The 26,018-nt window shown below is 49.3% G+C and carries 21 protein-coding genes and 18 tRNA genes; 28 read left to right on the top strand and 11 right to left on the bottom strand.

Going from position 1 to position 26,018, the window contains the following annotated elements; translation table 11 throughout:
- Positions 1-67: 67 nt before the first annotated feature.
- The gene (locus I3X05_RS03840; protein ID WP_337970964.1) at positions 68-2,779 is read left to right on the top strand and encodes a cation transporter; all 2,712 of its coding nucleotides are present in this window, start codon (positions 68-70) and stop codon (positions 2,777-2,779) included.
- Complete coding sequence (locus tag I3X05_RS03835) at positions 2,779-3,222, top strand: DUF411 domain-containing protein (protein ID WP_045570709.1); 444 nt, start codon at positions 2,779-2,781, stop codon at positions 3,220-3,222. The genes I3X05_RS03840 and I3X05_RS03835 overlap by 1 nt, the downstream gene beginning before the upstream one ends.
- A gap of 77 nt (positions 3,223-3,299) precedes the next feature.
- Here I3X05_RS03835 and I3X05_RS03830 read toward each other — a convergent pair whose 3' ends face one another.
- On the bottom strand, positions 3,300-5,951 hold the full coding sequence (locus tag I3X05_RS03830) for a beta-N-acetylhexosaminidase (RefSeq protein ID WP_337970963.1): 2,652 nt from the start codon (positions 5,949-5,951) through the stop codon (positions 3,300-3,302).
- A gap of 408 nt (positions 5,952-6,359) precedes the next feature.
- On the opposite strand from I3X05_RS03830, the gene I3X05_RS03825 reads away from it, so the two are divergent.
- Positions 6,360-7,229: a TraB/GumN family protein gene (locus tag I3X05_RS03825; protein ID WP_226972351.1), complete on the top strand. Its 870-nt coding sequence runs from the start codon at positions 6,360-6,362 to the stop codon at positions 7,227-7,229.
- A 314-nt stretch (positions 7,230-7,543) separates the two neighbouring features.
- On the opposite strand, the gene I3X05_RS03820 is transcribed toward I3X05_RS03825, so the two are convergent.
- A tRNA-Pro gene (locus I3X05_RS03820) sits at positions 7,544-7,620 on the bottom strand.
- A gap of 257 nt (positions 7,621-7,877) precedes the next feature.
- On the opposite strand from I3X05_RS03820, the gene I3X05_RS03815 reads away from it, so the two are divergent.
- From I3X05_RS03815 to rluF, 3 genes are all read left to right on the top strand, one after another.
- Complete coding sequence (locus I3X05_RS03815; RefSeq protein ID WP_045570623.1) at positions 7,878-8,018, top strand: DUF3149 domain-containing protein; 141 nt, start codon at positions 7,878-7,880, stop codon at positions 8,016-8,018.
- A 145-nt stretch (positions 8,019-8,163) separates the two neighbouring features.
- Positions 8,164-8,748, top strand: coding sequence for a DNA endonuclease SmrA (gene smrA, locus I3X05_RS03810; RefSeq protein WP_045570624.1), 585 nt, complete (start codon positions 8,164-8,166; stop codon positions 8,746-8,748).
- 105 nt (positions 8,749-8,853) lie between these two features.
- Positions 8,854-9,900, top strand: coding sequence for a 23S rRNA pseudouridine(2604) synthase RluF (rluF, locus tag I3X05_RS03805; protein ID WP_045570625.1), 1,047 nt, complete (start codon positions 8,854-8,856; stop codon positions 9,898-9,900).
- A 60-nt stretch (positions 9,901-9,960) separates the two neighbouring features.
- On the opposite strand, the gene ybaK is transcribed toward rluF, so the two are convergent.
- From ybaK to hemA, 8 genes are all read right to left on the bottom strand, one after another.
- A complete protein-coding gene (gene ybaK / locus I3X05_RS03800) occupies positions 9,961-10,434 on the bottom strand; it encodes a Cys-tRNA(Pro) deacylase (RefSeq protein ID WP_045570626.1) in 474 nt (157 codons plus the stop codon).
- A 103-nt stretch (positions 10,435-10,537) separates the two neighbouring features.
- Positions 10,538-12,199, bottom strand: a complete 1,662-nt coding sequence (gene ushA / locus I3X05_RS03795; protein ID WP_045570627.1) for a bifunctional UDP-sugar hydrolase/5'-nucleotidase UshA — start codon at positions 12,197-12,199, stop codon at positions 10,538-10,540.
- Positions 12,200-12,524: 325 nt separating this feature from the next.
- Positions 12,525-13,376 (bottom strand): 3-deoxy-8-phosphooctulonate synthase, encoded by an 852-nt coding sequence (kdsA, locus tag I3X05_RS03790; protein ID WP_045570628.1) that lies wholly within the window; start codon positions 13,374-13,376, stop codon positions 12,525-12,527.
- An 18-nt stretch (positions 13,377-13,394) separates the two neighbouring features.
- Entirely contained in the window at positions 13,395-14,204 is an 810-nt protein-coding gene (locus I3X05_RS03785; RefSeq protein WP_045570629.1) for a SirB1 family protein, read from the bottom strand.
- Positions 14,205-14,210: 6 nt separating this feature from the next.
- Positions 14,211-14,594, bottom strand: a complete 384-nt coding sequence (locus I3X05_RS03780; protein WP_045570630.1) for a SirB2 family protein — start codon at positions 14,592-14,594, stop codon at positions 14,211-14,213.
- Positions 14,595-14,612: 18 nt separating this feature from the next.
- Positions 14,613-15,479: a peptide chain release factor N(5)-glutamine methyltransferase gene (gene prmC, locus I3X05_RS03775; RefSeq protein WP_045570631.1), complete on the bottom strand. Its 867-nt coding sequence runs from the start codon at positions 15,477-15,479 to the stop codon at positions 14,613-14,615.
- A 4-nt stretch (positions 15,480-15,483) separates the two neighbouring features.
- Positions 15,484-16,572, bottom strand: a complete 1,089-nt coding sequence (gene prfA / locus I3X05_RS03770) for a peptide chain release factor 1 (protein ID WP_045570711.1) — start codon at positions 16,570-16,572, stop codon at positions 15,484-15,486.
- A 28-nt stretch (positions 16,573-16,600) separates the two neighbouring features.
- Positions 16,601-17,860: a glutamyl-tRNA reductase gene (gene hemA / locus I3X05_RS03765; RefSeq protein WP_045570632.1), complete on the bottom strand. Its 1,260-nt coding sequence runs from the start codon at positions 17,858-17,860 to the stop codon at positions 16,601-16,603.
- A gap of 158 nt (positions 17,861-18,018) precedes the next feature.
- Between hemA and lolB the strand changes: the two genes are divergently transcribed.
- The 22 genes from lolB (at position 18,019) to I3X05_RS03655 (ending at position 24,479) form a co-directional block, all read left to right on the top strand.
- Positions 18,019-18,630: a lipoprotein insertase outer membrane protein LolB gene (gene lolB / locus I3X05_RS03760; protein ID WP_045570633.1), complete on the top strand. Its 612-nt coding sequence runs from the start codon at positions 18,019-18,021 to the stop codon at positions 18,628-18,630.
- A complete protein-coding gene (ispE, locus tag I3X05_RS03755; RefSeq protein ID WP_045570634.1) occupies positions 18,627-19,499 on the top strand; it encodes a 4-(cytidine 5'-diphospho)-2-C-methyl-D-erythritol kinase in 873 nt (290 codons plus the stop codon). The genes lolB and ispE overlap by 4 nt, the downstream gene beginning before the upstream one ends.
- Positions 19,500-19,528: 29 nt before the next feature.
- The gene (locus I3X05_RS03750; protein ID WP_045570635.1) at positions 19,529-20,476 is read left to right on the top strand and encodes a ribose-phosphate pyrophosphokinase; all 948 of its coding nucleotides are present in this window, start codon (positions 19,529-19,531) and stop codon (positions 20,474-20,476) included.
- Positions 20,477-20,607: 131 nt separating this feature from the next.
- Positions 20,608-21,198: an aminoacyl-tRNA hydrolase gene (gene pth / locus I3X05_RS03745; RefSeq protein WP_039445374.1), complete on the top strand. Its 591-nt coding sequence runs from the start codon at positions 20,608-20,610 to the stop codon at positions 21,196-21,198.
- Positions 21,199-21,208: 10 nt separating this feature from the next.
- A complete protein-coding gene (gene ychF, locus I3X05_RS03740) occupies positions 21,209-22,300 on the top strand; it encodes a redox-regulated ATPase YchF (protein WP_045570637.1) in 1,092 nt (363 codons plus the stop codon).
- 279 nt (positions 22,301-22,579) lie between these two features.
- Positions 22,580-22,656, top strand: a tRNA-Met gene (locus I3X05_RS03735).
- A gap of 37 nt (positions 22,657-22,693) precedes the next feature.
- Positions 22,694-22,778, top strand: a tRNA-Leu gene (locus I3X05_RS03730).
- Between the two features lie 26 nt (positions 22,779-22,804).
- Positions 22,805-22,879 (top strand) — tRNA-Gln (locus I3X05_RS03725).
- A 76-nt stretch (positions 22,880-22,955) separates the two neighbouring features.
- Positions 22,956-23,032 (top strand) — tRNA-Met (locus tag I3X05_RS03720).
- Positions 23,033-23,054: 22 nt separating this feature from the next.
- Positions 23,055-23,141, top strand: a tRNA-Leu gene (locus I3X05_RS03715).
- Positions 23,142-23,159: 18 nt separating this feature from the next.
- Positions 23,160-23,244 (top strand) — tRNA-Leu (locus I3X05_RS03710).
- Between the two features lie 26 nt (positions 23,245-23,270).
- Positions 23,271-23,345: transfer RNA gene (locus I3X05_RS03705), tRNA-Gln, on the top strand.
- 45 nt (positions 23,346-23,390) lie between these two features.
- A tRNA-Leu gene (locus I3X05_RS03700) sits at positions 23,391-23,475 on the top strand.
- Between the two features lie 22 nt (positions 23,476-23,497).
- Positions 23,498-23,574: transfer RNA gene (locus tag I3X05_RS03695), tRNA-Met, on the top strand.
- A gap of 21 nt (positions 23,575-23,595) precedes the next feature.
- Positions 23,596-23,682 (top strand) — tRNA-Leu (locus I3X05_RS03690).
- An 18-nt stretch (positions 23,683-23,700) separates the two neighbouring features.
- Positions 23,701-23,785 (top strand) — tRNA-Leu (locus I3X05_RS03685).
- 26 nt (positions 23,786-23,811) lie between these two features.
- Positions 23,812-23,886, top strand: a tRNA-Gln gene (locus I3X05_RS03680).
- Between the two features lie 44 nt (positions 23,887-23,930).
- Positions 23,931-24,015, top strand: a tRNA-Leu gene (locus I3X05_RS03675).
- 28 nt (positions 24,016-24,043) lie between these two features.
- Positions 24,044-24,118 (top strand) — tRNA-Gln (locus I3X05_RS03670).
- Between the two features lie 45 nt (positions 24,119-24,163).
- A tRNA-Leu gene (locus tag I3X05_RS03665) sits at positions 24,164-24,248 on the top strand.
- Between the two features lie 26 nt (positions 24,249-24,274).
- Positions 24,275-24,349: transfer RNA gene (locus tag I3X05_RS03660), tRNA-Gln, on the top strand.
- A gap of 45 nt (positions 24,350-24,394) precedes the next feature.
- A tRNA-Leu gene (locus I3X05_RS03655) sits at positions 24,395-24,479 on the top strand.
- Positions 24,480-24,601: 122 nt separating this feature from the next.
- Here I3X05_RS03655 and I3X05_RS03650 read toward each other — a convergent pair.
- The gene (locus tag I3X05_RS03650) at positions 24,602-25,750 is read right to left on the bottom strand and encodes a 2-octaprenyl-3-methyl-6-methoxy-1,4-benzoquinol hydroxylase (protein ID WP_045570712.1); all 1,149 of its coding nucleotides are present in this window, start codon (positions 25,748-25,750) and stop codon (positions 24,602-24,604) included.
- Between the last annotated feature and the right edge of the window lie 268 nt (positions 25,751-26,018).

The following is a 26,018-nucleotide window of genomic DNA, read 5'->3' as shown; positions in this document are numbered from 1 at the left end:
ATGCTTGACCTTCACCCGAAGGAAAGGTTTATCGTGTTCAACACACTCTTTCGTTGGGAACCAAAAGATGACCTATTACACCCTGCCTTTATCTGGGCTCAACTGCATGGGCTGTGCGCGTAAAGTGGAGAAGGCGCTGCAGCAGGCGCACTCCGTGAACATTACTGTCCTTTCTCCTACTGAAATGACTTTAGAAAGCGAGACGCCACTGCGAGACCTCGTGGCCACCATTGAAACTTTGGGTTACCAAGCCGGACATCAGTATCACTTTGCTCTGCAAGGACTAAGCTGTGGCGGCTGCGTGAAAAAACTCACCACGCTATTAAATGCGCAACCTAACGTAGTGCGTTTTGATGCGAGCAAAAACGAGCTCACTCTCACCACCAGCTTAAGTGAAGCCGAGGTGGTGAGTTTGATTGCCACGCTGGGCTATCAGGCGCAGCCGTTTGCAAACCGGGGGTTGGAGATCACCGAGCCCACACAACCCTCTTCTGCGCCAGACCATCAGACTGAAGTAAAGATCACGTCCTCCGCTCATACCCTACATTTACTGATCCAAGGTATGACCTGCGCAAGCTGCGTCTCTTCTGTGGAAAAAGCCTTAAGCTCGGTGGCTGAGGTCGACAAGGCTCAGGTCAACCTTGCCGAACAAAGCGCGCTGGTTTTTACCCAGTCAGATACTGACGCATTGCACAACGCCTTGGTCGCCGCCGTCAAGCAAGCCGGTTATCAAGCCGAAGTGGTGCTGGACGCCGAACTCACTCAGCAAAAACAGAACGAGCAAATGCAACAAACTCAGCGCAAACACCAAAACAGCGCATTGGCAGGCATTGTGTTGGGTGCACCTTTAATGCTGTGGGGCGTGCTGGGTGGCAGCATGACCATTACCAGCACACAAGACCAAGTGGCTTGGGGAGCGGTCGGTCTCGCCTGTTTGCTCTTGCTTGCCACCGCGGGCAAAAGTTTTTTCATCAATGCGTGGCAAGCACTGATGCACAAACGCGCGACCATGGATACTCTAGTGGCGCTTGGCACAGGCACCGCTTGGCTCTACTCGATGCTGGTCGTTATGGTGCCCGATTGGTTTCCGCTCGCGTCACGTCATGTTTACTTTGAAGCCAGTGCCATGATTGTTGGTCTTATCTCTTTGGGGCACTATATTGAAGCCAAAGCGAAGGCCAGAACCACACAGTCGCTGCAAGCCTTGGTCAATCTGCAGCCGCAGGTGGCGACCTTAGTCACCGAGCAAGGCGATCAAAGTATTGAAGCCAAAGCGATTCAATTGGGTATGCATCTGCGAATCAAACCGGGGGAAAAGATTCCCGTTGATGGTGTGGTGCTCTCTGGTGAGTCTTTCCTTGATGAATCGATGCTGACCGGCGAGCCCGTACCGGTGCTGAAAAAAGCGCAGGACAAGGTCTCCGCGGGTACCATCAATAACGATGGTAGCCTTATTATTCAAGCCACAGGCATTGGTGCCGACACCATGCTGGCGCGCATCATTCGTCTGGTTCGCCAAGCACAAAGCAGCAAACCAGCGATGGCCAAATTGGCCGACGAGATTTCGGCGGTTTTTGTTCCCGTGGTGGTTGCCATCGCACTTTTTGCCGCCGCGATCTGGTTTGTGTTTGGCCCAGTTCCGAAAGCGAGTTACATGTTAGTGGTCACGACGACGGTGCTGATAATCGCTTGCCCGTGTGCCCTTGGTTTAGCCACGCCGCTCTCTGTCACTGTCGGCGTTGGTAAAGCCGCCGAGATGGGCATTTTGATCCGCGATGCCGACGTACTGCAATCGGCCAGTCGCATCAATACTGTGGTGTTTGATAAAACAGGCACCCTGACCCAAGGCGCGCCGAGCGTACAACAACTGTTTGCCTTCAATCACAACTCATCCTCTTTGCTTTCGCTGCTACTCAGTGCAGAGCAGCAGTCAGAACATCCGCTGGCCAAAGCGATCGTCAACTACGCCAAAACACAACAAGCCACGGCGCAAACGCTAGAACAATTTGAAAACTTGCGAGGCAAAGGGGTACGCGCCGTGGTAGCAGGGCAGACTCTACACATTGCCTCTGTGACGCATTTGCAATCGCTTGAAGTCGATTTTAGCCAAGCGCAAGAGGCTCTGAATACTTGCCAGTACAAGGCTTGGACCACCGTCGCCGTGGCGCTGGACTGCCAGTTGATAGGCTTAGTCGCCATCTCTGATCCGGTCAAATCCGATGCCGCCAACGCGATTGCCGCGCTAAAATCGCAGCGCATTCATACCGTGATGCTGACCGGAGATAACTTGCATGTTGCCAGCGCACTCGCGAAGGAGCTCGGCATTGATGAAGTGATCGCTGGGGTGCTGCCCGATGAGAAAGCAGACCATGTCGCACGCTTGCAACAGCAAGGACGCCACGTCGCTATGGTGGGCGATGGCATTAACGATGCCCCCGCCCTAGCACAAGCCGACATCGGGATTGCCATGGGCAGCGGCAGTGATGTAGCGATTGAGAGTGCACAAATGACGCTGCTCAACCCATCGCCAATCGCCGTCATCAACGCCATTGAGCTGTCCAAAGCAACGGTGCGCAACATGAAACAAAATCTATTTGGCGCATTTGTCTACAACTCATTGGGCATTCCTATTGCCGCAGGCGTACTTTACCCTGTGTCGGGCTTTTTGCTCAGCCCAGTGATTGCGGGCGCTGCGATGGCTCTTTCTTCCATCACCGTGGTGAGCAACGCCAATCGATTACGTCTTTTTAAACCCACAACCAACACTGAGAGGTCATGATGAAACTCAAATCCCTAACCCTGCTGATGCTGACTGCGCTCTCTGCCAATGTGCTGGCAACGGAGGTCATCAACCATAAATCGCCCTATTGCGGCTGCTGTAGTGATTGGAGCAAACACATGCAAGATAACGGCTTTGAGGTGAAAGACATGCTGCATGACGACATGAACAGGGTGAAAAAACAACTGGGTCTCAAAGACAGCAAACTTTACTCCTGCCATACGGCAGAAATTAACGGCTACGTTTTCGAAGGCCATGTGCCGGCCAAGGATGTCAAGGCATTCTTAGCCAACCCGCCGCGCAATGCAAAAGGCTTGACGGTACCCGGAATGCCGATGGGATCGCCCGGTATGGAATATGGCGAGAAGCAAGAGAGTTACTCGGTTTATGCCTTTAATGAGGACGGACAAGTGTTTGAGTACAGCCACTACAAGGGAAACTAATCGCAAACATTGGGCAGAAAAAGGCAAAAACAAAACCCAGCGACGGCTGGGTTTTGTACTCACGAGACATTTGCGAGTTATTTTACGCTAGTTACGCGGCTGCTTTTCTTTCCGGTGGCCGATACCGAACGGATGAACACTTCGCCAGTGACCGCAGGACGAACATCATCCGCGTAGGTCAGCCAGTTTTTACCATCTAGCGAGTATTGAAGCGTGACGCCAGGGAACTGAACGTTCATTGTAAGCGTTCCCTGTTCGACTTTCGCACCCGGTACAGGTAGGCGGTAATCAATGCCTGCTTTTTCCAGTTTTGCCAATTCTCGCTGGCCAAGCAGGTTAGCAAAGCGGTTGTAATCTTGATTCAGCGCCGATTTGTTCACTAGGTTGGTATTTTGCGAGTATTCCACTCCGACTTTATAGTCGTTTTCCCACTCTGCACGGTGCCATGCACGCTCAGCAGCGGCCAGTACGCGAGGGAATACCATGTACTCATATTGCTCATCGTTACGCACGGTCTCAGACCAAAGCTGTGCAGACAACCCATAGAACGGCTTACCTTGGACATCGCCTTTACCAGAGAAGCCGTTGCCATCACGATCGAGTGACGTTTCCGCATTTTGCGGCATGTTTTCTGGTGCAAAGCCAAACATCTTACGCGTATCGGTAGCTCGGGTGGCCCAGTAGTAGCCGCGCTCTTTCGGGTCCACTTCGTATGGCATATCCATGTAAACGTAATCTGGGTTAGAGACAATCACGTCGTAACCTTTATTCGCCCACTCATACACGGATGAGGTACCGCCCCAGTACAAGACATCCCAGAAGTTAACGCGGGTCGTCTCGGTGGCGAACGCCGCTGGCCCTTCACTGTATTTCAAGCCATCTTGCCAAGCTTGGAAGTTAGCAATGCCCTTCTCGGCCACAATCTTCGACACTTGTTCAGCAAAATGGCTTGGCAGGTGACCGAAGTCACTGACTGTACCATCGGTAATGAGCGTCTGACATTGTGGAGACTGTGCGAATGGCTTGTCTTGCTTAGAGAGGTCAATCGTGCCTTTCCAGCTTACTTTGTCTTGCGCGTTTACGTCTTGGAAACCAGCACCTAGCTTGATGTTCTTCGCTTCGTCACCACCAAAGTGCCATGTCGTTAGCGGTGCGCCTGCCTCAGCATGCATGGCTGCCACTTCTGAAATCACCTTGTCAACAAATCGCGTTGACGATTCCATACATGGGTTGATAAAGCTTTGCTTATCGTAGAACTGAACGGTCGTCACGTTCGATGTATCTTGAGGATCCATCAGACGGTATTCGTTCGCTTGTGCTTCTTTCCCTTCTGCCATGAGACGGTCGTAACGCGCTTCCATCGACACCACGGCAGCACGTGCGTGTGCTGGCATGTCGATTTCTGGAATCACTTCGATGTTACGTGCTTTCGCATACTTAAGGATTTCCACGTAGTCCGCTTTGCTGAAATAACCCGAGCCAAAGTTGTCTGAGGTTGAACCCGAGCCAAGCTGAGGCAGTAGACAGCTTTTCTCTTCAACGTCGAAACAACGGTTAGCACCCACTTCTGTCAGCTCAGGCAAACCTGGGATTTCTAAACGCCAGCCTTCATCATCGGTTAGGTGAAGGTGTAGTTTGTTCATCTTGTACGCTGCCATTTGATCAAGCGTTGCAAGGATTGCGTCTTTAGAGTGGAAGTTACGAGCCACATCCACCATCACACCGCGGTAATCAAAACGAGGCGCATCTTTGATGGTCAGTTGAGGTAGAGAATGAGCACTCTGGCTATCTATCAGGCCAAAGATAGATTGCACTGCGTAGAAAGCACCTGCTTGGTCAAACGCTTTAATCACAATACCGTCGCCTTTGATGCTCATCTCGTAAGCACCCGATTTTGCTAATTCACCTGTGAAGTCCGCTGGAACAAGCGTGATGCTAACCGGAACATCACCGCGAACATTCACACCAACCACTTCTGCGCGATCTTGAATTGCTGCAAATTGCGCCGCATCGAATACGTCTTTAGGCAGCGCAATACCCGACACGATATCAACGGTGCTCTTGCCTGCTTCCACAAACAGTGGCGTTGGTAGCAAGGTAGTGGATACGTCTTGTTTTGCTAGGTCTTGGTTCTTCTCGAAGCGAGACACAGCACTAGCGAATACGTTGTTGTCATCTGGCGTACGTTTTAGGTTGTTACCTTCAAGACCGGCCACGAAGGACGCTACATCTTCCGTGTTTAGAGAGGCAATCATCTTTGGCTCTGCGTTTGGCGCAGTGACAAACGCACCTGGCATGAAGTCGGTTTCGAACAACGTCCAGTATTCGCCAATTAGAGGCAGTACCACTTCTTCACCCGCGGCAAAACCATCAAATTTATCCGTCGGTTCTAATTTGTGTAGGTCACCCGTGACGCGAGAGATTTTAAACTGGTCATTCTCAACATCCAGAATCAAACGAATGCTATGGAAGTAAATCGCCCAATCTTTCGAGTTGACCGCTTTGCCTTGATTCACTAGCGTCATATTCACTCGGTTACAAGAAGCCCATTCGGCCTCCATATCACCACAGGCCAGCCCCTCGTTCGCACCATGATTTGTCATAACTTGGTATTGAATATCCAAATTATCCGCTAATGAATTGACAACACGTTGCTCATCACTTTGTAATGTAGAGCAGCCCGCTAAAGAAGCGATAACCGACGCAGCAATAAAAGTTTGTTTCAACATCTTACTTACCCTAAAACTCAGAAAACCAATACAGCCAAAACGGCTGTTACTTACCAATGCATTCAACATACAGTGAGTTATTTCTAAGCGTAAAATTAATCAGCAGAATCGGTGATCCAGTTCAAAACAGACCTCAACTAAGAAAATATAAAAACTTTAATATCAATAAGTTAAACAATACGTTAAATTCGTAACTTATTTTTTGACGTGTATTTACTCTGTCTCGATCACAAAAAATCGCCAATAAAGAGCGGATCCAGCCTGAGTGTGTGCCATCATTTGCGTGTCATAGAAGAAAGGCTTAAAAAAATTGAAGGTAAATTTGCCAACTGGATCGCAGTTTACGACTCGTCAAAAGCCGTCAAAAAACTCAATATCAACGATTTTGCCGCAAGCAAAGGAAAAGAGATGAAGATGATAAATAAGCTGTGGGTGAACATGCTCGCCCTGACATTAAGCCTGCCCGCTTTCAGCGAACCTTTAGTGTGGCAAGTCTCCAGCGGCGTGACCGAGTTTCGCATCACAGGTTCAATTCATGTCGGCAGCCAAGCACTCTACCCCTTACCCAAAGAAATTGAACATTTTTTGCCAACGAGCAAAGGATTGATAATTGAAGCCGACCTCACAGAAAGCAGCGAGGTGCAATATCCGATACCGCGCTACACCAGCGAGCAAGTACTCGATAAAGAGCAGAAAGCAATGCTTGAGCAGATTGCCCATACGCTGAACCTGCAGCTTGATCAAGTGCGCCTCTCCCCTCCTTGGGTAAGCGCACTGACGATTCAAATCGCGCAAATCGCACAACTCGGCTATCACGCTGAACTTGGCGTCGACAACTATCTGATTGAACTGGCGAAACAACATCAATTACCCCTGATCCCGCTTGAAAGTGTCCAATTTCAAATCAACCTGTTGGCGAGCATGCCACAAGATGGCAAAGAGCTTCTGATTAGCGCTCTTGAACAGTACACCCAAGGTGAGCAGTTGCTCTCTTGTCTCATCGAAAGTTGGTCTAAAGGCGATGAGTCAAACCTTGGCAAATTTGCCGATGTGTCAGAGCTATCCCCTCAATTGGAAAAAGTAATGATGACCGATCGCAATCACGCGTGGGCAGAGCAACTTGAGCAACGCGCTCAGCAGCAGCCGGGGAAATACACTGTGGTGGTCGGCACCTTGCATTTGGTCGGCAAAGAGAACTTGCTTGAGCTGATGGAAGCAAAAGGTTTTCGTGTGGTTCAACTCACCCAAAATCAGCAAGCGAAGTGTGCATTTGACTAAGGCACTATGATCGCCTTGATGAAGACTAGAAAAGCGTAAAATGACGAAAGCCCTACAAAGCAGGCCTTCTAAAAGTGGTCGCTGGAGAGGGATTCGACGCGGCTGGTCTTCCATCGGACTGGCGCACCAGACCCCGACTCTCTGGCCCCAAACACATATCACCAAATACGAAAAAGGCTCTACATTTCTGCAGAGCCTTTTCCTGAAAATGGTCGGTGAAGAGGGATTCGATCGGACTGGCGTTCCAGCCCCCGTGCTCTACACCCAAAATATTGCAAAAAGGCCCTGCATTTCTGCAGGGCCTTTTCTTAATATGGTCGGTGAAGAGGGATTCGAACCCCCGACCCTCTGGTCCCAAACCAGATGCGCTACCAAGCTGCGCTATTCACCGATATGTTTAACAGGGACTTTGCCGTGCCAACGGATGGCTATATTACGGATAATCGGCCTAGACGCAAGAGCAAAAGCGCATTTTTTTACACTTCGACTGCTGATTGCTCAATCTGACAGCAGCGAATGATAAAATGTGAGCAAAAACACACCTACCAGAACATGTCGTTAACTTATGCAACACAATTGATCCAGATCAGTGTGCAAATCGCCACCAACTTTTAACTTAGCTCCTGTCTTCAACCCTTGGAGGAAACTATGGACTTCTGGCTCGATCTGCTATTTGGTAATGCGGTGGGACTTTCATCTATGATTGTCATCTTTGGTGCACTAGGTCTAATGCTGTTTTACGGCGGTTTCTTCGTTTACAAGGTCATGGATGACAAATCTCCTCACTAGATATCGCCAAGCTCTATTATCGGTATAAAGCTTTGCACCGGAATGGGTTGTCTGCCTGTTCCGGTTTTTTATTTACAGTTTGATCGTTTTACCTCTTCCGTTGGTATACTTCTGCAATCTTTCCGTTAGCTATTGAGATGCCGTTATGTCTCACGAAGATGATCTTGATCTGTTCCAACAGATGATGGGCGACGTAAAACCCATTTTCCACGACACCACCGAACATAAAAGAGCCCATCGCGCTTCAGAAGCCCAACTCGCCAGAAGAGAAGCCGCTATTTGGCTTGCGCAAGATAATCCTGAACATTTAAGTATTGACCATGCTGAGATGCTAAAACCCGACGACATCCTTGAATACAAACAAGATGGTGTACAAGATGGGGTTTACCGCAAGTTACGTTTAGGCAAATATCCCTTGCAAGCCCGACTTGATCTACACAAAAAGTCCATCAAGGAAGCTCGTGATGAACTGGCATCCTTCCTGAAGCAATGCATGCAGATGGACATTCGCACTGTGGTCATCGCTCACGGCCGTGGCGAGCTTTCCAATCCACCAGCAAAAATGAAGAGCTTTGTCTGCGCTTGGTTAAAGCAGATCAAAGAGGTCCAATGCTTTCACAGTGCGCAGCGTTTTCATGGTGGAACAGGCGCGCTTTACGTGCTGCTACAAAAAAGTGCGGAGAAAAAGCTGGAAAATCGCGAGCGCCACATGAAGCGACTCGGCAGTTGAAAGTGGAATTGTGCTTTGTATCAACGCCAAACCTGCTACACTGTCGCCCCCCTGCTACTAAGCAGATCATACTGGATTTCCGTTGGGAAACGTTGAGAGAGTCATATGTCCGAAGAGAACGCAAAACGCTTAAACAAGTTCATTAGTGAAACGGGGTATTGCTCGCGCCGCGAGGCCGATAAGCTAATTGAGCAAGGCCGTGTCACGATTAATGGCCAGCAGCCAGAAATGGGTACCAAAGTCCTCCCTGGTGACGATGTTTGTGTCGATGGCACACCACTGCAAGCCAAAGAACGCCCGGTGTATATAGCGCTGAACAAACCAACCGGTATCACCTGTACGACCGAACGGGATATTCCGGGCAACATTGTGGATTTCATCGGCCATAAGAAACGCATCTTTCCAATCGGTCGCTTAGATAAGCCGTCTGACGGATTAATCTTCCTCACCAACGACGGCGATATCGTTAATAAAATCCTCCGTGCTGGGAATAACCACGAGAAAGAGTATGTGGTGCGTGTCGATAAACCTCTCAGCGACGAGTTCATTAAAGCGATGTCCAGCGGTGTGAACATTCTCGATACCGTAACCCTGCCGTGTAAAGTGACACGAGAAACCAAGTTTTCATTTCGTATTGTGCTGACTCAAGGGCTGAATCGGCAAATTCGCCGCATGTGTGAGGCACTGGGCTATGAGGTGTTTAAGCTGCGCCGTGTACGCATTATGAACATCACGTTAGATGGCATTCCCAACGGTAAATGGCGTTACTTAACCGACCAAGAGGTTGCCGAGATCTTGGCGATGTGTGAAGACTCGGTAGGGACCGAAGAAGCTTCTCGCCTCGCTAAAGGCAAACGCATCCGTAAAGCAACCGACGCCAAGTTGTTTGACAGTCGCGAAGAAAATCAAGCTTCAACGGCAAGACGCAATCAAAAAGCGAAAACCTTCCGCGGGCACAATGCCGATGAGTTTCGACATGCGCCAAACTCGAAAAAAGGTCAGCAAAAACGCGGCCAACAAGAAGGCAAAGCGGCTCACGCTCAAGAGCGCGACAAGAAACCGAGCTCAACAGCCAACAAAACCCGCTATGATAATCCGAACGCAGCGAAACCAGCCAAACCTTCAAACGGCACCTTGAGTTTGAAAAAATAACTGAATCAAATCATGTCGATAGATCGAAAAGGACGCAAACGCGTCCTTTTTCATTGAGAGTCACAGACAAAGCTCGGCAAACTGCCCGCGAGTTAGCGCCAGTAAATCCCGTGGCGCCAGTTCAATTTCTAGGCCACGTTTACCGGCGCTGACGCAAATAGTGTTTTGTGGCTCAGCGCTAGAGTGCAAAAAAGTCGGCAACGCTTTCTTTTGTCCGAGCGGGCTAATCCCACCAACCACGTAACCAGTGATTTTTTGTGCGACCTCAGGATCGGCCATGTCGGCCTTTTTGGCGTTGGCCGCTTTGGCAGCAAGCTTAAGGTTAAGTTTCTGATCGACAGGAATAATCGCGACAGCGAGATTTTTCGCTTCTCCATTCAGGCAAAACAGCAAAGTTTTAAATACTTTCTTCGGATCTTGGCCAAGCACTTGCGCGGCTTCTAATCCATAACTGGTCGCACGCGGGTCATGTTGATATTCGTGAATGGTGTGGGCAATTTTCTTCTTTTTCGCCAAATTGATCGCCGGTGTCATGGTTTTCTCCACTACAAACAAAAAGCGCTGCTCCCGATTTGGGAAACAGCGCTTTTAGTTAAAAAGATCAGTGCGTTTGAGTCAAACGCTTTCTGAGGGAGAATTACTTGTAAACAATCTCACCCGCTGAGGCAAACTTGTTGACATCGATTGGACTGTTCTTCTCCATGAAATCTTTCAGTACTTCCGCATCCACAAAGCCAGTATTGACGTAACCTGGGTGATCGCTCACTTTTGGATAGCCATCACCACCTGCCGCGTTGTAGCTTGGGATAGTGAAACGATAAGTTTGGTCAAGACGCAGCTGCTGACCGCGGATGAATACGTCAGCGACTTTGTCTTTGTATACTGTCATTGAAATGCCAGCAAACTGAGCATAAGCACCTGAATCAACGGGTTTTGTCGCAACAACGTTCAGGTAATCAAGCACTTCTTTGCCGCTCATGTCAACGTAAGTCACGATGTTGCCAAATGGCTGTACGGTCAGTACATCTTTGTAAGTGACTTCGCCCGCTTCAATCGAGTCACGCACACCACCGGAGTTCATCACAGCAAAATCGGCTTTCGCGCGATCCATGTGCGCGGCAGCAATCAGACGGCCTAGGTTAGTTTGCTTGAAACGAACGACGTTACGGTCACCTTCCAACTTACCGTTAGTTTCAGCAATTTTCACGTTCAGTTGTGCTTGACCTTGCTCTTGGTAAGGACGCAGGAACTCAAGCATCGCGTCGTCTTCTTTGATTTCGGATTCAATGAAGACACGCTGGCTCTTGCCATTCACATCCACTTTCTTTTTCAGGTTCACAGGAATCAGATCGTAGCTCACCATTCTCAGTTCACCGTTACGGAACTCATAGTCGGCACGACCAACGTATTTACCCCACTCGTGCGCTTGAACAATGTAAGTGCCGTTTTGTTGATCAGGCTTACACTCATCGGATGGTTTGTAGTTTTTCGTCACCACATTCGGTGCTTCCATACACACTGGCTCTTGAGAGTGACCGCCCACGATCATATCCAAATCACCTTCATTGAGGTAACGTGCAAGAGCAACATCGCCCGGCGCGTTGATGCCGCGTTTGCCATCTTCATAGTGACCCATGTGCGTCACGGCAAAGATCAGATCCGGTTTTTCCGTCTCTTGTAGCTCCGCAATCAGCTTTTTCGCTTCTTCTTTCGGATCACGGAAATCGATGCCACCGATAAACTCAGGGTTGCCCAGTTTTGCCGTATCTTCGGTCGTCAGACCGATAACCGCAATTTTGATGCCTTGTTTGTTGAACATTTGGTAAGCCTGGAACATCCGCTCACCCGTTTTCTTGTCGTAGATGTTGGCAGAAAGCATGGGGAAGTTCGCCCACTCTTTCTGTTTCATCAGTACGTCGATTGGGTTGTCGAACTCGTGGTTACCCAGTGCCATCGCGTCGTAACCAATTTTGCTCATGCCTTTGAAATCTGGCTCTGCATCTTGGAGATCCGATTCTGGTACACCAGTGTTAATGTCACCGCCTGACAGCAGCAGCACACTGCCGCCTTCCGCCTGAATTTCAGTACGTAGCTCATCAATCAGAGTCTTACGGGCTGCCATGCCATACTCACCGTATTTGTTTTGCCAAAAACGACCGTGATGGTCATTGGTGTGCAAAACCGTCAGTTTGTAGCTCTTGTCCGTTTGCCACTCCTGAGTAGGCTGAGTAGCACAACCCGCCAGAGTAGCCAGAATTGCTGCGCTTAGCGCGGTTTTTAAAATCAGGCGTTGTTTCATTGTCATACCTTTTGAACGAATAGGATTCCACTGCCAATATCTATCGATTGAAAAAACACACTCGCCGCAGGTTAAGCGCATTCAACCGATAAAATTTGATACAGTTTAAATTAACTGGACCAACCATTCAGAGCGTTTTCAAATTTATGTTGCATTGATCACCATAAAATCCATTCCTCGGTGCAATAACCTCGAGTAGTTACACTTTGAAAACGAATAGGATCACAGGCAAACGTTTCACTTTTTCACCGCTATTTCACGGCTAATATGTAATTTATCAGCCAAGCGATAAGAAAAAGGCCAGTCGATGACTGGCCTAGTATAATTATTTGATGTCTATCGATGGGAAGCTTTTCACCAAGTCATCCAACGCTTTCATTTGGGCGAGGAAAGGCTCAAGCTTATCCAGCGGCAATGCCGATGGACCATCACATCTTGCTTTGTCTGGATTTGGATGCGCTTCGATAAATAGGCCAGCAATACCAGTCGCCAAGCCCGCTTTGGCCAGTTCAACGGTCTGTTCACGACGACCACCAGAAGCGGCGCCCGATGGGTCGCGCATTTGCAGTGAGTGCGTCACGTCAAAAATGATTGGACTGCCTTTTGAGGCGTTTTTCATCACGCCAAAGCCGAGCATATCCACCACAAGATTGTCGTAGCCATGGCAAGAGCCGCGTTCACAGAGAATGATTTTGTCGTTGCCACACTCGGCAAACTTCTCAACGATGTTACCCACTTGACCCGGACTCATAAATTGCGGCTTCTTGACGTTGATCACCGCGCCCGTTTTGGCCATCGCTTCAACCAGGTCAGTTTGACGAGCAAGAAATGCGGGCAACTGGATAACGTCCACCACGTCGGCGACTGGCTGAGCTTGTGCTTCGGTGTGAACGTCAGTAATGATCTTCACGCCAAACGTGTCTTTGAGCTCTTGGAAGATTTTCATCCCTTCTTCGAGGCCTGGGCCACGGTAAGAGTGAACCGAGCTGCGGTTTGCCTTATCAAAAGAGGCTTTGAACACGTAAGGAATACCCAGCTTGTCTGTCACTTTGACGTAGTGTTCACAGATCTGCATGGCAAGATCACGGGATTCAAGCACGTTCATACCAGCAAACAGGGTAAACGGCTTGTCGTTCGCAACTTGAATGTCGCCAACGTGAACGATTTTTTGTTCCATTTCTTTATCTCATATTCATTAATGTAGAGTGACCTGTTTGCCACTCATGACGTTAACTTGTTTTTTTAACAGTTCGGCCGCCGGATCATCTGGGCACTGGTCGATAAAATATTGAAAATCCGACAGAGCAACCTGATGACAATCCAGTTGCTGGTAGATAAACCCACGGTCACGGATTTCATAAGGATCATCCGGCACGAACGTCAAAGCTAAGTTAGTGCAACGCAATGCCAAGGTGTAACGCTCTTCGCGCAGCAATGCGCTTTTCAACAACGCTAACCAGCGGCCAATCACCGTTGGATTATCGGAAACCGCGAGATGTTCCGGTTTCAGTTTCGCCAAAGGGCCATCATGGCCGATAAGCCAGGCGTGTAAAATGTGCTCGCCTACATACTCACCGTTAAACGGGTTGAGATAGCTGGTACTACCGTCGTACCAATCGGCGCGCAGTAAAAATTGCGTAGGGAAAGTGACACCTTGCAGGGCAAATCCGAGACGACGTCCTAAGTAGAGCAAGATAGCCCCTAAACTGACCGGGATGCCTTTGCGACGCTGCAACACTTTGTCAATAAAGCTGTTATCTGAGTCAAAATAGGCATCACGATCGCCGTGAAATCCCCACTCAGTGTAGAACAGGCGCAGAAACGCAACAAAACGGGCTTTTTCATCCCGTTCACAAACCAACGCCATTTCTGCTTCTTCAAACAAGCGCTGCAACTCGGCACGCGCCCAAAGTTCGTCTGTTTCAGGGTTAACCGCCTTGTTCAATTCCAAAGCGCCTTCCACCAACTCCATGTTGTCAAAGTCTTCGTCAAAGAATTCCAGCATCGGTTATTACCCAAAAAACAGAGGCGTTTTTGCTACCGCCAATTTACCTGCCATCGCCAGCCAACCTAGCGCGCCGAAAAATGAAAACGTGCGCAGCAGTTTGTTTTTGCCAAGTTTAAGCGCAAACAGACCCAGTGCGATGTACGCCAGCACACAGGTGATCTTTTCCGTCAGCCACATGTTGGCGGGAGTGAACGGAATAAAACCGGTGATCACAATCAAACCAATACCGGAGAGCAACAATAGGGAATCATTGATGTGGGGGAATCGCTTGAGAAACGGATGCTGCAACTTAGGCGAATCCATCATCATTAATGCATAACGGACAGAAAGCAGCAACGCACTGATGGCGATAGTGAGGAGATGAAAGTGTTTAAGAGTTTCGTACATAAAAATTCTCTTTTGTTTTTATTCGTCTGGCAGCCCTAAAAAGCGGCCCAGTGTGACGCGATCGTTGCCACCGTAATCCTTTTCAGTGACTACCTCATGGTATCCAAGAGATGACAATATGTGTTGCACCGCCGTCGCCTGATCGTAACCGTGTTCAAACATCAGCCAACCGTGTGGCAACAGATAGTGCCGAGCACACTGCGCGATGTGACGAATGTCGGCTAAACCCGCCTCATCCGCCACCAGCGCAGATTTCGGCTCAAAGCGCACATCCCCTTGAGAGAGATGTGGATCGTTAGCGTCAATATACGGTGGATTGGAGACAATAAGAGCAAACTTTGTGCCACTCTCCAAAGGATCAAACCAACTTCCCTGCAAAAATGAGACATTGCGAATGTTTAAAGCCTCGGCATTGCTTTGTGCAAGGTTTTTGGCTTCCTCTTGCAGATCAATGCCAACCACTTGGCGATGGGGGAGCTCTGAAGCTAAGGCCAAGGCAATTGCGCCAGTACCTGTGCCGAGATCGAGGATTTTACCTGTCTGTTGAGCGGTTTTTTCCAATGCCAACTCAACCAATCGCTCCGTATCAGGCCTTGGGATCAAGGTGGCACTAGACACTTTCAGCGGCAAGGACCAAAACTCACGCTCACCGACAATATAGGCAATCGGCTCGCCGGCTAAACGGCGCTCAATCAGTTGAGAAAATTGCTGCTGCTGCACCGTAGTGAGCGCCTTCTCAGGCCAAGTCAGCAAATAACTGCGCGGCTTTTGTAATACATGACAAAGTAGCACCGAGGCATCTAGCGACGGCGATTCTTTGCCAGCGGCTGAAAACTGCGATGCCGCCTGTTTTAAAGCGGCATCAAGGGTTAACACATCAGGCATCGGTTTATTGGTTCTCAGCCAGTGCGGCAAGTTGGTCGGCTTGGTGTTCTTGAATCACAGGATCAATCAAGGATTGCAGATCGCCTTCCATCACTTCTGACAAGCGGTAAACCGTCAGGTTGATGCGATGATCAGACACACGGCCTTGCGGGTAGTTATAGGTACGAATGCGGTCACTGCGATCACCAGAGCCAAGCAGGTTACGGCGCGTGTCAGAGATTTCCGCTGCACGTTTGGCTTCTTCGGCCTGAACAATACGCGCCGCCAGAACCGCCATCGCTTTGGCTTTGTTCTTATGCTGTGAGCGCTCGTCCTGACATTCCACCACAATTCCGGTGGGTAAGTGAGTAATACGGATCGCCGAATCGGTGGTGTTGACGTGCTGACCACCCGCGCCCGACGAACGGAAGGTGTCAATTTTCAGATCCGCGGTACGGATTTCAGGAATTTCCGCTTCTGGAATTTCCGCCATCACCGCAACGGTACACGCCGAGGTGTGCACTCGACCTTGAGACTCGGTCGCAGGCACGCGCTGCACACGGTGACCGCCAGACTCAAATTTCAGAATACCGTAGGCGCCATCGCCGTTCACTTTCGCAATCATCTCTTTGTAACCGCCGTGTTCGGCTTCGTTGGATGACATCACTTCGATGCGCCAGCCACGTTTTTCTGCAAACTTGCTGTACATACGGAACAGATCGCCAGCGAAAATGCCCGCTTCATCGCCACCCGCGCCTGCGCGGATTTCAAGGAAACAGTTGCGGTCATCATTAGGGTTTTTGGGCAGCAACAAGATTTGCAGCTCATCGGCCAAACGTTCAATCGCCGCTTTCGCAACTTTGATCTCGTCTTGAGCCATTTCACGCATTTCAGCGTCGTCTTCTTTGGCCATTTCCTCCGCGGCGATCAAATCTTCCTGCGCTTGCTGATAAGCCTGAAAGCACTTAGTTACCTCTTCCAACTGAGAATACTCTTTGGACAGAGCACGGAATTTATCCTGGTCGCCAATGACACCAGGATCACCAAGAAGGTGCTGAACTTCTTCATAACGTTCAACCAGCATTTCCAGCTTGGTCAGAATTGAGGCTTTCATCATTTATTTATCTTACTGATCGATAGGATTACTTCAGATCATCCAAACCAAGACTTTGGCGGATAACCGTTAATTTCGCGGGTTCACCCTGCTCTGCTGCCAATTGTAGCGCACGAGTGGGGGCGTGAATGAGTTTATTTGTCAGTCTATTACTCAGCTCTCTGAGTACTTTTTCGGCATCGGCGCCACCAGCAAGAGCCTGTAAGCTTTTGCTAAGCAGCTCTTCGCGAATTGCCTCGGCCGACTGCCGGTATTCGCGGATGCTATCGACCGCTTGCAGCGAACGCAGCCAACTCATAAACGCGGCGCTCTCTTCTGAAACAATCGCCTCGGCTTGAATCGCTTCGACTTTGCGCTGCTCAATATTGCTGTCGATGATGGATTGCAAATCGTCCACCGAATACAAATAGGCATCACTTAAGTCACCCACTTGGGCTTCTACATCACGCGGCACCGCGATATCCACCAATAACATCGGCTGGTAGCGGCGCTGTTTCAGTGCGGTTTCCACCATACCTTTGCCGATGATCGGCAGTGGACTTGCCGTGGAGCTGATCACGATGTCGGCTTTGGGTAAATGGTGGGGGATTTCTGGCAAACCAATCACCTCTGCGCCAAACTGCTCAGCGAGATTCATTGCTCTTTCGCGGGTTCGGTTGGCCACAATCATTTTAGTGCAGCCGTTGGCTTGTAAATGTTTGGCCACCAGTTCAATTGTCTCGCCAGCACCGACCAACAATACTGTCGAATCGGCCAAGGATTCAAAAATGTGCTTTGCCAAGGTGCACGCCGCATACGCCACCGACACCGCATTACCACCGATATCCGTTTCTGTGCGCACTCGCTTTGCCACGGAAAAGGTTTTCTGGAACAATTTTTCCAGTGAGGCATCAACCGCCAATTGTTCACGAGAGTCAGAGTAGGCCTGCTTCACTTGACCAAGAATTTGTGGCTCACCAAGCACCAGAGAATCAAGGCCACAAGAGACACGCATCAGATGTTTGATCGCAGCTTGCTCTTCATACACATACAGGCTGGGTTTAAGCTCTTCCAAACTGACATGATGGAACTGACTGATCCATTCAACGACCTTATTCCTTGCGCCGGATCGAACATCACAGTACACCTCGGTCCGATTGCAGGTGGATAGGATCACACTGCCATTGACCGCTTCGTGCTGACTGAGTTGTTGCAGCGCATTGGCCAGTTTGTCTGGGCCAAACGCCACTTTTTCACGTAAGTCAACCGACGCTGTATTGTGATTTATGCCGATAACAAGCAAGGACATCGATAGTGCTTTCTCTGAACAGGACGGGAAATAGGAGGCGAATTTTACTTGATGACCGCGTTTATTAAAAGGGCAAGAGGGATTTGTTTTCCCTGCTTCGTGAGTTCAGTGCTATAGTTGTGCGCTCAATGACTTAAATCGAGCAGCAAGCCTACATTATGCGTTACCGAACTTACTTCTGGTTGATTCTTCTTCCGTTTCTTCTCACCGGTTGTATAACCCTTTCAGAACAACACACCAGCGTAGAGTGGCAAAGTCATCAAGCAAAATTAGCGCAGATCCACGCTTTCCAAGCTACCGGCAAGCTCGGTTACATCGCGCCTGACCAGCGACAAAATCTCAGTTTCTTGTGGAAACACAGCGACACCCACAGCAATTTACGCTTCACCACCTTTCTCGGCCAAACTGCATTAAACCTCACCATCACGCCAGACGGCGCGCAAGTCGAAACATATGACGACCAGATTTTAAGTGCCGAGAATGCCACCGCTTTGGTCTATCAACTGACAGGGTTAGTGATCCCAATTGAACAACTCCCTGGTTGGATGCTCGGTATGCCCGACGGTGCGGATGCGTATACACTCACTGAGCAAAATACCCTGCAAACGCTCGACAAAACCCTCGCTTCCCAACCGTGGCACATTGCCTACAGCCAGTATCGTGACACGCCATTTGGCTCCAACGTCATTCCACTGCCTGCCAAACTGAGCCTCACTCAGAATAAGATCAAACTGAATATTGTTGTGACTAAGTGGACTCTGCAACCATGATTAATCGCACTACTTGTTGGCCCTCACCCGCCAAACTCAATCTGTTTCTTTACATTAACGGCCGCACTGCCAATGGTTACCACGAACTGCAAACGCTGTTTCAGTTTCTAGACCACGGCGATGAGTTGAAAATCACCGCCAATGAAACGGGCAAAGTCACCATCAGCCCGGATATCGAAGGGCTTGCGCTGGAAGAGAACTTGATATGGAAATCAGCCACCGCGCTGCAAAAATATGCCCACTGCTCGCTGGGCGCACACATTGAACTGAATAAAATTTTACCGATGGGCGGTGGCATTGGCGGTGGCTCTTCCAACGCGGCTACCGCTTTGGTTGCGCTCAATTATCTTTGGCAACTTCATCTTTCTGACGATGAGCTTGCCGATATTGGCCTTAAATTGGGGGCTGACGTGCCGGTTTTTGTGCGCGGATTTGCCGCATTCGCTGAAGGTGTGGGCGAAAAACTTTCGCCAGCACATCCGAAAGAAAAGTGGTATCTCGTCGTCAGACCCAACGTGCATATTGCGACCGTAGATATTTTCACCCATCCTCAATTGACGAGAAATACACCGAAACGAGCACTGGCAACGCTTCTTGACAGTGACTACGGAAACGATTGCGAAAAAATTGTCCGAATGCTTTACCCAGAGGTTGATAAGCAACTTTCTTGGCTGCTACAATACGCGCCGTCAAGATTGACCGGCACGGGATCTTGCGTTTTTGCTGAATTTAACAGCAGGCCAGAAGCGGAATCTATCCTTGCCCAACTCTCTGACAATGTCTCGGCATTTGTCGCTCAAGGGCGCAATATTTCGCCATTAAAAGAGACGCTGGCTGAATATCTTTCAGCCTCACACCAATCTATTTAAAAACTGGACGCAACCCTGAGGTTTCCACCGTGCCTGATATGAAGCTATTTGCTGGTAACGCAACACCTGAACTAGCCCAACGTATTGCTGATCGTCTCTACATCTCTCTTGGTGACGCTACTGTTTCTCGCTTTTCTGATGGCGAAGTCGCTGTACAGATTAACGAAAATGTTCGTGGTAGTGATGTATTTATCATTCAATCTACTTGTGCGCCTACCAATGACAACCTGATGGAACTGGTCGTGATGATTGATGCAATGCGCCGCGCTTCAGCGGGCCGTATTACAGCAGTTATTCCTTACTTCGGCTACGCACGCCAAGACCGTCGCGTACGTTCTGCTCGTGTACCTATTACTGCAAAAGTGGTTGCAGATTTCCTGTCTAACGTTGGTGTTGACCGCGTTCTGACCATCGACCTGCACGCCGAACAAATTCAAGGCTTCTTCGATGTGCCAGTAGACAACATCTTCGGTACGCCTGTACTACTGGAAGACATGAAAGCGCGCGGACTTGAAGATCCTGTTGTGGTTTCACCGGATCTGGGTGGTGTTGTCCGAGCTCGTGCAACAGCAAAAGCACTCGGTGATATTGATATCGCTATCGTTGACAAGCGTCGTCCACGTGCCAACGTTTCTGAAGTGATGAACCTGATTGGTGATGTTGAAGGTCGTGATTGCGTGATCGTCGATGACATGATCGACACAGGCGGTACGCTGTGTAAAGCCGCAGAAGCGCTCAAAGAGCGTGGCGCAAAACGCGTTTTCGCTTACGCCACTCACGCGGTATTCTCTGGCAACGCGCCAAAGAACATCAAGAATTCTGTGTTGGATCAAGTCATTGTTACTGACTCCATCACGCTCAGCAAAGAGATGGCAGCAACAGGTAAAGTCACCCAACTGACTCTATCTGGCATGCTGGCAGAAGCGATTCGTCGTATCAGCAACGAAGAGTCTATCTCTGCGATGTTCAACCAGTAATTCTGGCTGCGCCTTATCCACAAAAACACCCCGCTCAGGGGTGTTTTTATTTGCAGCGACTCAACCTCGCCCACAGCAACTTTTCTGTGCTATCATACCGCGCTTTTGCAGATTCCAGAGAGATCCGAGCCTTGAGTCAACAGATCAAACTACTTGTCGGTCTTGCCAATCCAGGACCAGACTACGCCAAAACCCGCCATAATGCCGGGGCTTGGGTAGTAGAAGAGCTGGCACGCGTTCACAATGTGGTGCTGAAGAATGAAGCAAAATTCTTTGGCTTGACCGGACGCATCACGATGAACGGCCAAGATTTGCGTTTGCTGATCCCAACCACCTTTATGAATCTATCTGGCAAATCGATAGCTGCCGTTGCCAACTTCTATCAAGTCAGCGCGGAAGAGATCATGGTGGCGCACGATGAACTCGACCTACCGCCCGGTATTGCCAAGTTCAAAAAGGGTGGCGGTCACGGAGGACACAATGGCCTGCGCGACACCATCAGCAAGCTGGCTAACAACAAAGAATTTTACCGTCTGCGGATCGGCATCGGCCATCCCGGACACAAAGATAAAGTGGCAGGTTTTGTGCTGGGCAAGGCCCCAGCCAATGAGCAACAGCTCCTTGACGCGGCAGTGGATGAATCCGTTCGCTGCCTAGACATCCTTCTGAAAGAAGGTTTGTCTAAAGCACAAAATCGCCTCCACACGTTCAAAGCTGAATAAGGTTACAATCATGGGTTTTAAATGTGGCATCGTTGGTTTGCCAAACGTTGGTAAATCAACTCTGTTTAACGCACTCACCAAAGCAGGCATTGAAGCCGCTAACTTCCCGTTCTGTACTATCGAACCAAATACTGGCGTAGTACCGGTGCCGGACCTGCGCTTAGACGCATTGGCAGCCATTGTGAACCCACAGCGTGTTCTGCCTACCACGATGGAATTCGTTGATATTGCAGGTCTGGTTGCGGGCGCTTCACGCGGCGAAGGCCTTGGGAACAAATTCCTTGCCAACATCCGCGAAACGGACGCGATTGGTCACGTAGTACGTTGTTTTGAAAACGAAAATATCGTTCACGTTGCAGGTAAAGTCTCTCCTATCGAAGATATTGAAGTGATCAACCTTGAACTGGCAATGGCAGACCTTGACTCCTGTGAACGTGCCATTCAGCGCCAAGCGAAAAAAGCCAAAGGCGGCGATAAAGACGCCAAGTTTGAACTGACTGTGCTTGAAAAGCTGCTGCCTGTTCTGACTGAAGGCGGCTCTGCCCGTACGGTTGAACTGTCAAAAGAAGAGCAAGAGGCAGTGGGCTACCTTAACTTCCTAACGCTCAAACCAACCATGTACATTGCTAACGTCAATGAAGATGGCTTTGAAAACAATCCATACCTAGATGCAGTACGTGAGTTTGCAGCTAAAGAGAACAACGTAGTGGTTCCAGTTTGTGCAGCGATCGAATCCGAAATGGCGGAGCTGGAAGATGACGAACGCGCCGAGTTCTTGGCTGATATGGGCATTGAAGAACCGGGATTAAACCGCGTTATCCGTGCCGGTTACGAACTGCTCAACCTGCACACCTACTTCACCGCTGGTGTAAAAGAAGTGCGCGCTTGGACCATTCCTGTCGGTGCAACCGCACCAAAAGCTGCAGGCAAAATCCACACTGACTTCGAAAAAGGCTTTATTCGCGCGGAAGTGATCGGTTACGGCGATTTTATCGAATTCAAAGGTGAAAACGGTGCAAAAGATGCGGGTAAATGGCGTTTGGAAGGCAAAGAGTACATCGTCAAAGATGGTGATGTGGTTCACTTCCGTTTCAACGTGTAAACCTTAGCATAAAACGCATTCTTAGAACGCATTTCAGAGCCGACAAAAATGTCGGCTTTTTTCATTTAAACCCAGTAAGATCAAGTTAAGTCATTCAAAGCCAGCCACTTTGCTAGCAGTTTTCGATCACAAACACGCCTCTTTGTCTAAAAAGAAAGCGAACGATTGATTTGCCCGGATTTATTGCAAAAAACTATTGACGGTTGTCACTCAACTCCGCATAATGCGCCCCGTTCCCGACGCAACAGCAATGAAACGAAAGGGACAAAATATGGTAATGGCTACGTAGCTCAGTTGGTTAGAGCACATCACTCATAATGATGGGGTCACAGGTTCGAATCCCGTCGTAGCCACCATTCCTAAGTGTTTTTGCATAAAGCATTCAGGAATTGCGCGGAAGTGGCGAAATTGGTAGACGCACCAGATTTAGGTTCTGGCGCCGCAAGGTGTGAGAGTTCGAGTCTCTCCTTCCGCACCATAATTTGATAGTCAAACTATCACTGCAGGTCTATCGCCAAGCGGTAAGGCAACGGGTTTTGATCCCGTCATCCCCTGGTTCGAATCCAGGTAGACCTGCCACTATTTACAAGTGAAAACCACCGACAAGGGGTTGTCACTGAGCAAGAGAATCGTTATATTGTCTCGCTCGCAAGATGGCTACGTAGCTCAGTTGGTTAGAGCACATCACTCATAATGATGGGGTCACAGGTTCGAATCCCGTCGTAGCCACCATAATTTATAACTGTCTGATTTCGCGGTGGTGGCGGAATTGGTAGACGCGCTAGCTTCAGGTGCTAGTGTCCGTTAGGACGTGAGGGTTCAAGTCCCTCCCTCCGCACCAAATCAGATAAGTTAATATGCGGAAGTGGCGAAATTGGTAGACGCACCAGATTTAGGTTCTGGCGCCGCAAGGTGTGAGAGTTCGAGTCTCTCCTTCCGCACCATAATTTGATAGTCAAACTATCACTGCAGGTCTATCGCCAAGCGGTAAGGCAACGGGTTTTGATCCCGTCATTCCCTGGTTCGAATCCAGGTAGACCTGCCACTATATCGCTATTGAGATGATTATCTTGATTAGCAGACAATTTATGCGGAAGTGGCGAAATTGGTAGACGCACCAGATTTAGGTTCTGGCGCCGCAAGGTGTGAGAGTTCGAGTCTCTCCTTCCGCACCATAAATTGTTTCAGTTTTAGAGTGGCTACGTAGCTCAGTTGGTTAGAGCACATCACTCATAATGATGGGGTCACAGGTTCGAATCCCGTCGTAGCCACCATTTTTATAACTGTCTGATTTCGCGGTGGTGGCGGAATTGGTAGACGCGCTAGCTTCAGGTGCTAGTGTCCGTTAGGACGTGAGGGTTCAAGTCCCTCCCTCCGCACCAAGTCAGATAAGTTAATATGCGGAAGTGGCGAAATTGGTAGACGCACCAGATTTAGGTTCTGGCGCCGCAAGGTGTGAGAGTTCGAGTCTCTCCTTCCGCACCATGATTTGATAGTCAAACTATCACTGCAGGTCTATCGCCAAGCGGTAAGGCAACGGGTTTTGATCCCGTCATTCCCTGGTTCGAATCCAGGTAGACCTGCCACTATATCGCTGTTGAGATTCAATTCTTAATAGTAAAAAATTTGTGCGGAAGTGGCGAAATTGGTAGACGCACCAGATTTAGGTTCTGGCGCCGCAAGGTGTGAGAGTTCGAGTCTCTCCTTCCGCACCATAGTTTTGATAGCACTGGCTGTCTCTGCAGGTCTATCGCCAAGCGGTAAGGCAACGGGTTTTGATCCCGTCATTCCCTGGTTCGAATCCAGGTAGACCTGCCACTATATCGCTGTTGAGATTCAATTCTTAATAGTAAAAAAATTTGTGCGGAAGTGGCGAAATTGGTAGACGCACCAGATTTAGGTTCTGGCGCCGCAAGGTGTGAGAGTTCGAGTCTCTCCTTCCGCACCATCATTTGATAGTCAAACTATCACTGCAGGTCTATCGCCAAGCGGTAAGGCAGCGGCTTTTGATGCCGCCATTCCCTGGTTCGAATCCAGGTAGACCTGCCACTATATCGCTATTGAGATTCAACTCTTAGTAGCAACACAATTTGTGCGGAAGTGGCGAAATTGGTAGACGCACCAGATTTAGGTTCTGGCGCCGCAAGGTGTGAGAGTTCGAGTCTCTCCTTCCGCACCATAAACATTAAACCCAGCTTTGGCTGGGTTTTGTTTTATCTAAGCATCCCAAATATCTTTCGATTCCTCATAAGAAAGCGAGCCCAAACAAGCTCGCTTCCTGAATAAAAAATAACGTGTTCTTTATAGCCCTAATGCGTATTTCAGCACTTGCTGCTTGATTGGCCCAGAATGTTCAGCCAGCTTCAACGCGGCATTACGGGCAAATTTCAATGGCGTAAGATCGTTGCTAAACCCTTTATAGAACAGATCCATCCCCGTTTGCATCAGTAGATTATCGGCACGACGCGCGGATTGATATTGCTTTTGCGCTTGCAAGGTCAATGGTTTGCCATCACAGACCTTAAGCAGTTGTTCGACATCTTTAAAACCTAAATTAACCCCTTGTCCGGCAAGCGGATTAATGGTGTGAGCCGCATCGCCAACAAGCAGACAGTTGTTCTTGGCATAGCTTTGCGCGTGTCGACGAGTCAGCGGGAACGTCCCCCAACGTAATACGTTGATCTCGCCCAACTCGCCAGGAAAATGAGCGAGAATTTCTTGCTTAAGCAGCTCCGCCGAGAGAGAAGAGAGCTTGCGAATCCGCTGCGGTGAGTCATACCACACCAGAGAAGCTTGGTTCCCACACAACGGTAAGAAAGAGCGAGGACCACTTGGGGCAAATTGCTGCCACGTGATGTCTTGCTGCGGCAGTGCAGTCTCCACGCTTATCAACATGCAATGCTGGCGATAATCCCAAGCCGTCACACCAATGCCCGCCAAGCCACGAACTTTGGAGTGAGCCCCATCGGCACCAATGACCCAATCAGCCTCAACCTGCAGGCCACTTTCCAGTGTTAACAGGTTAGTTTGCATAAACTGGATGCTTTGCAGACGTTCTGGGCACAGCAGCGTCAAATTGTCATAATGAGCAAACTCTTGCCATAAACCCAATTGAATCAAACGGTTTTCAACAATAAAACCCAACTGTTCTAGCTGCAGCGCATCACTGTGAAAACGTGTGCGACACTCAGGGTGCTCCCATGTTTCAAGGCGCTTGTAAGGACAAACACGCATCGCCTTAATGTGCTGCCAAGCGCCGAGAGTCTCGAGCAGGCGCACCGAATTATGCGAGATGGCGGAAACACGGATATCCATAGCCTGCTGCGGGAAAAACGCCTCAGGCACAGCGCTGTCTATCACCAGTACACTGCGGCCTTGCTTGGCAAAACCAATCGCAACCGCGGCACCTACCATGCCTCCACCGATAACAGCGATGTCATATTTGTTCATTTGCTTCTCTTGATCATCTTGATTCACAGACGGTTTTTCATTGTACGTTTTGCCGCGGCATATACGAAATACTTTGTCAAAAATGACCAAATGGAATGGATCGCCATCGCCTTTTTGTTGGTAAAAAACCTCACCATTTAAGAGGTGAAACCCTAGATTCCATCAGGCTTTGCAGAGAATTAGCCAGATGACTAGTCAGTCGGTTTTTAAAGCAGTACAATACGCCGCTTACCGCCGCGAGGGCGGCTATAATTTGAACATCCATAGT

The sequence above is a fragment of the Vibrio navarrensis genome, assembly GCF_015767675.1.
Lineage (GTDB): Bacteria > Pseudomonadota > Gammaproteobacteria > Enterobacterales > Vibrionaceae > Vibrio.
This window is presented reverse-complemented; position numbering and strand designations above follow the sequence as displayed.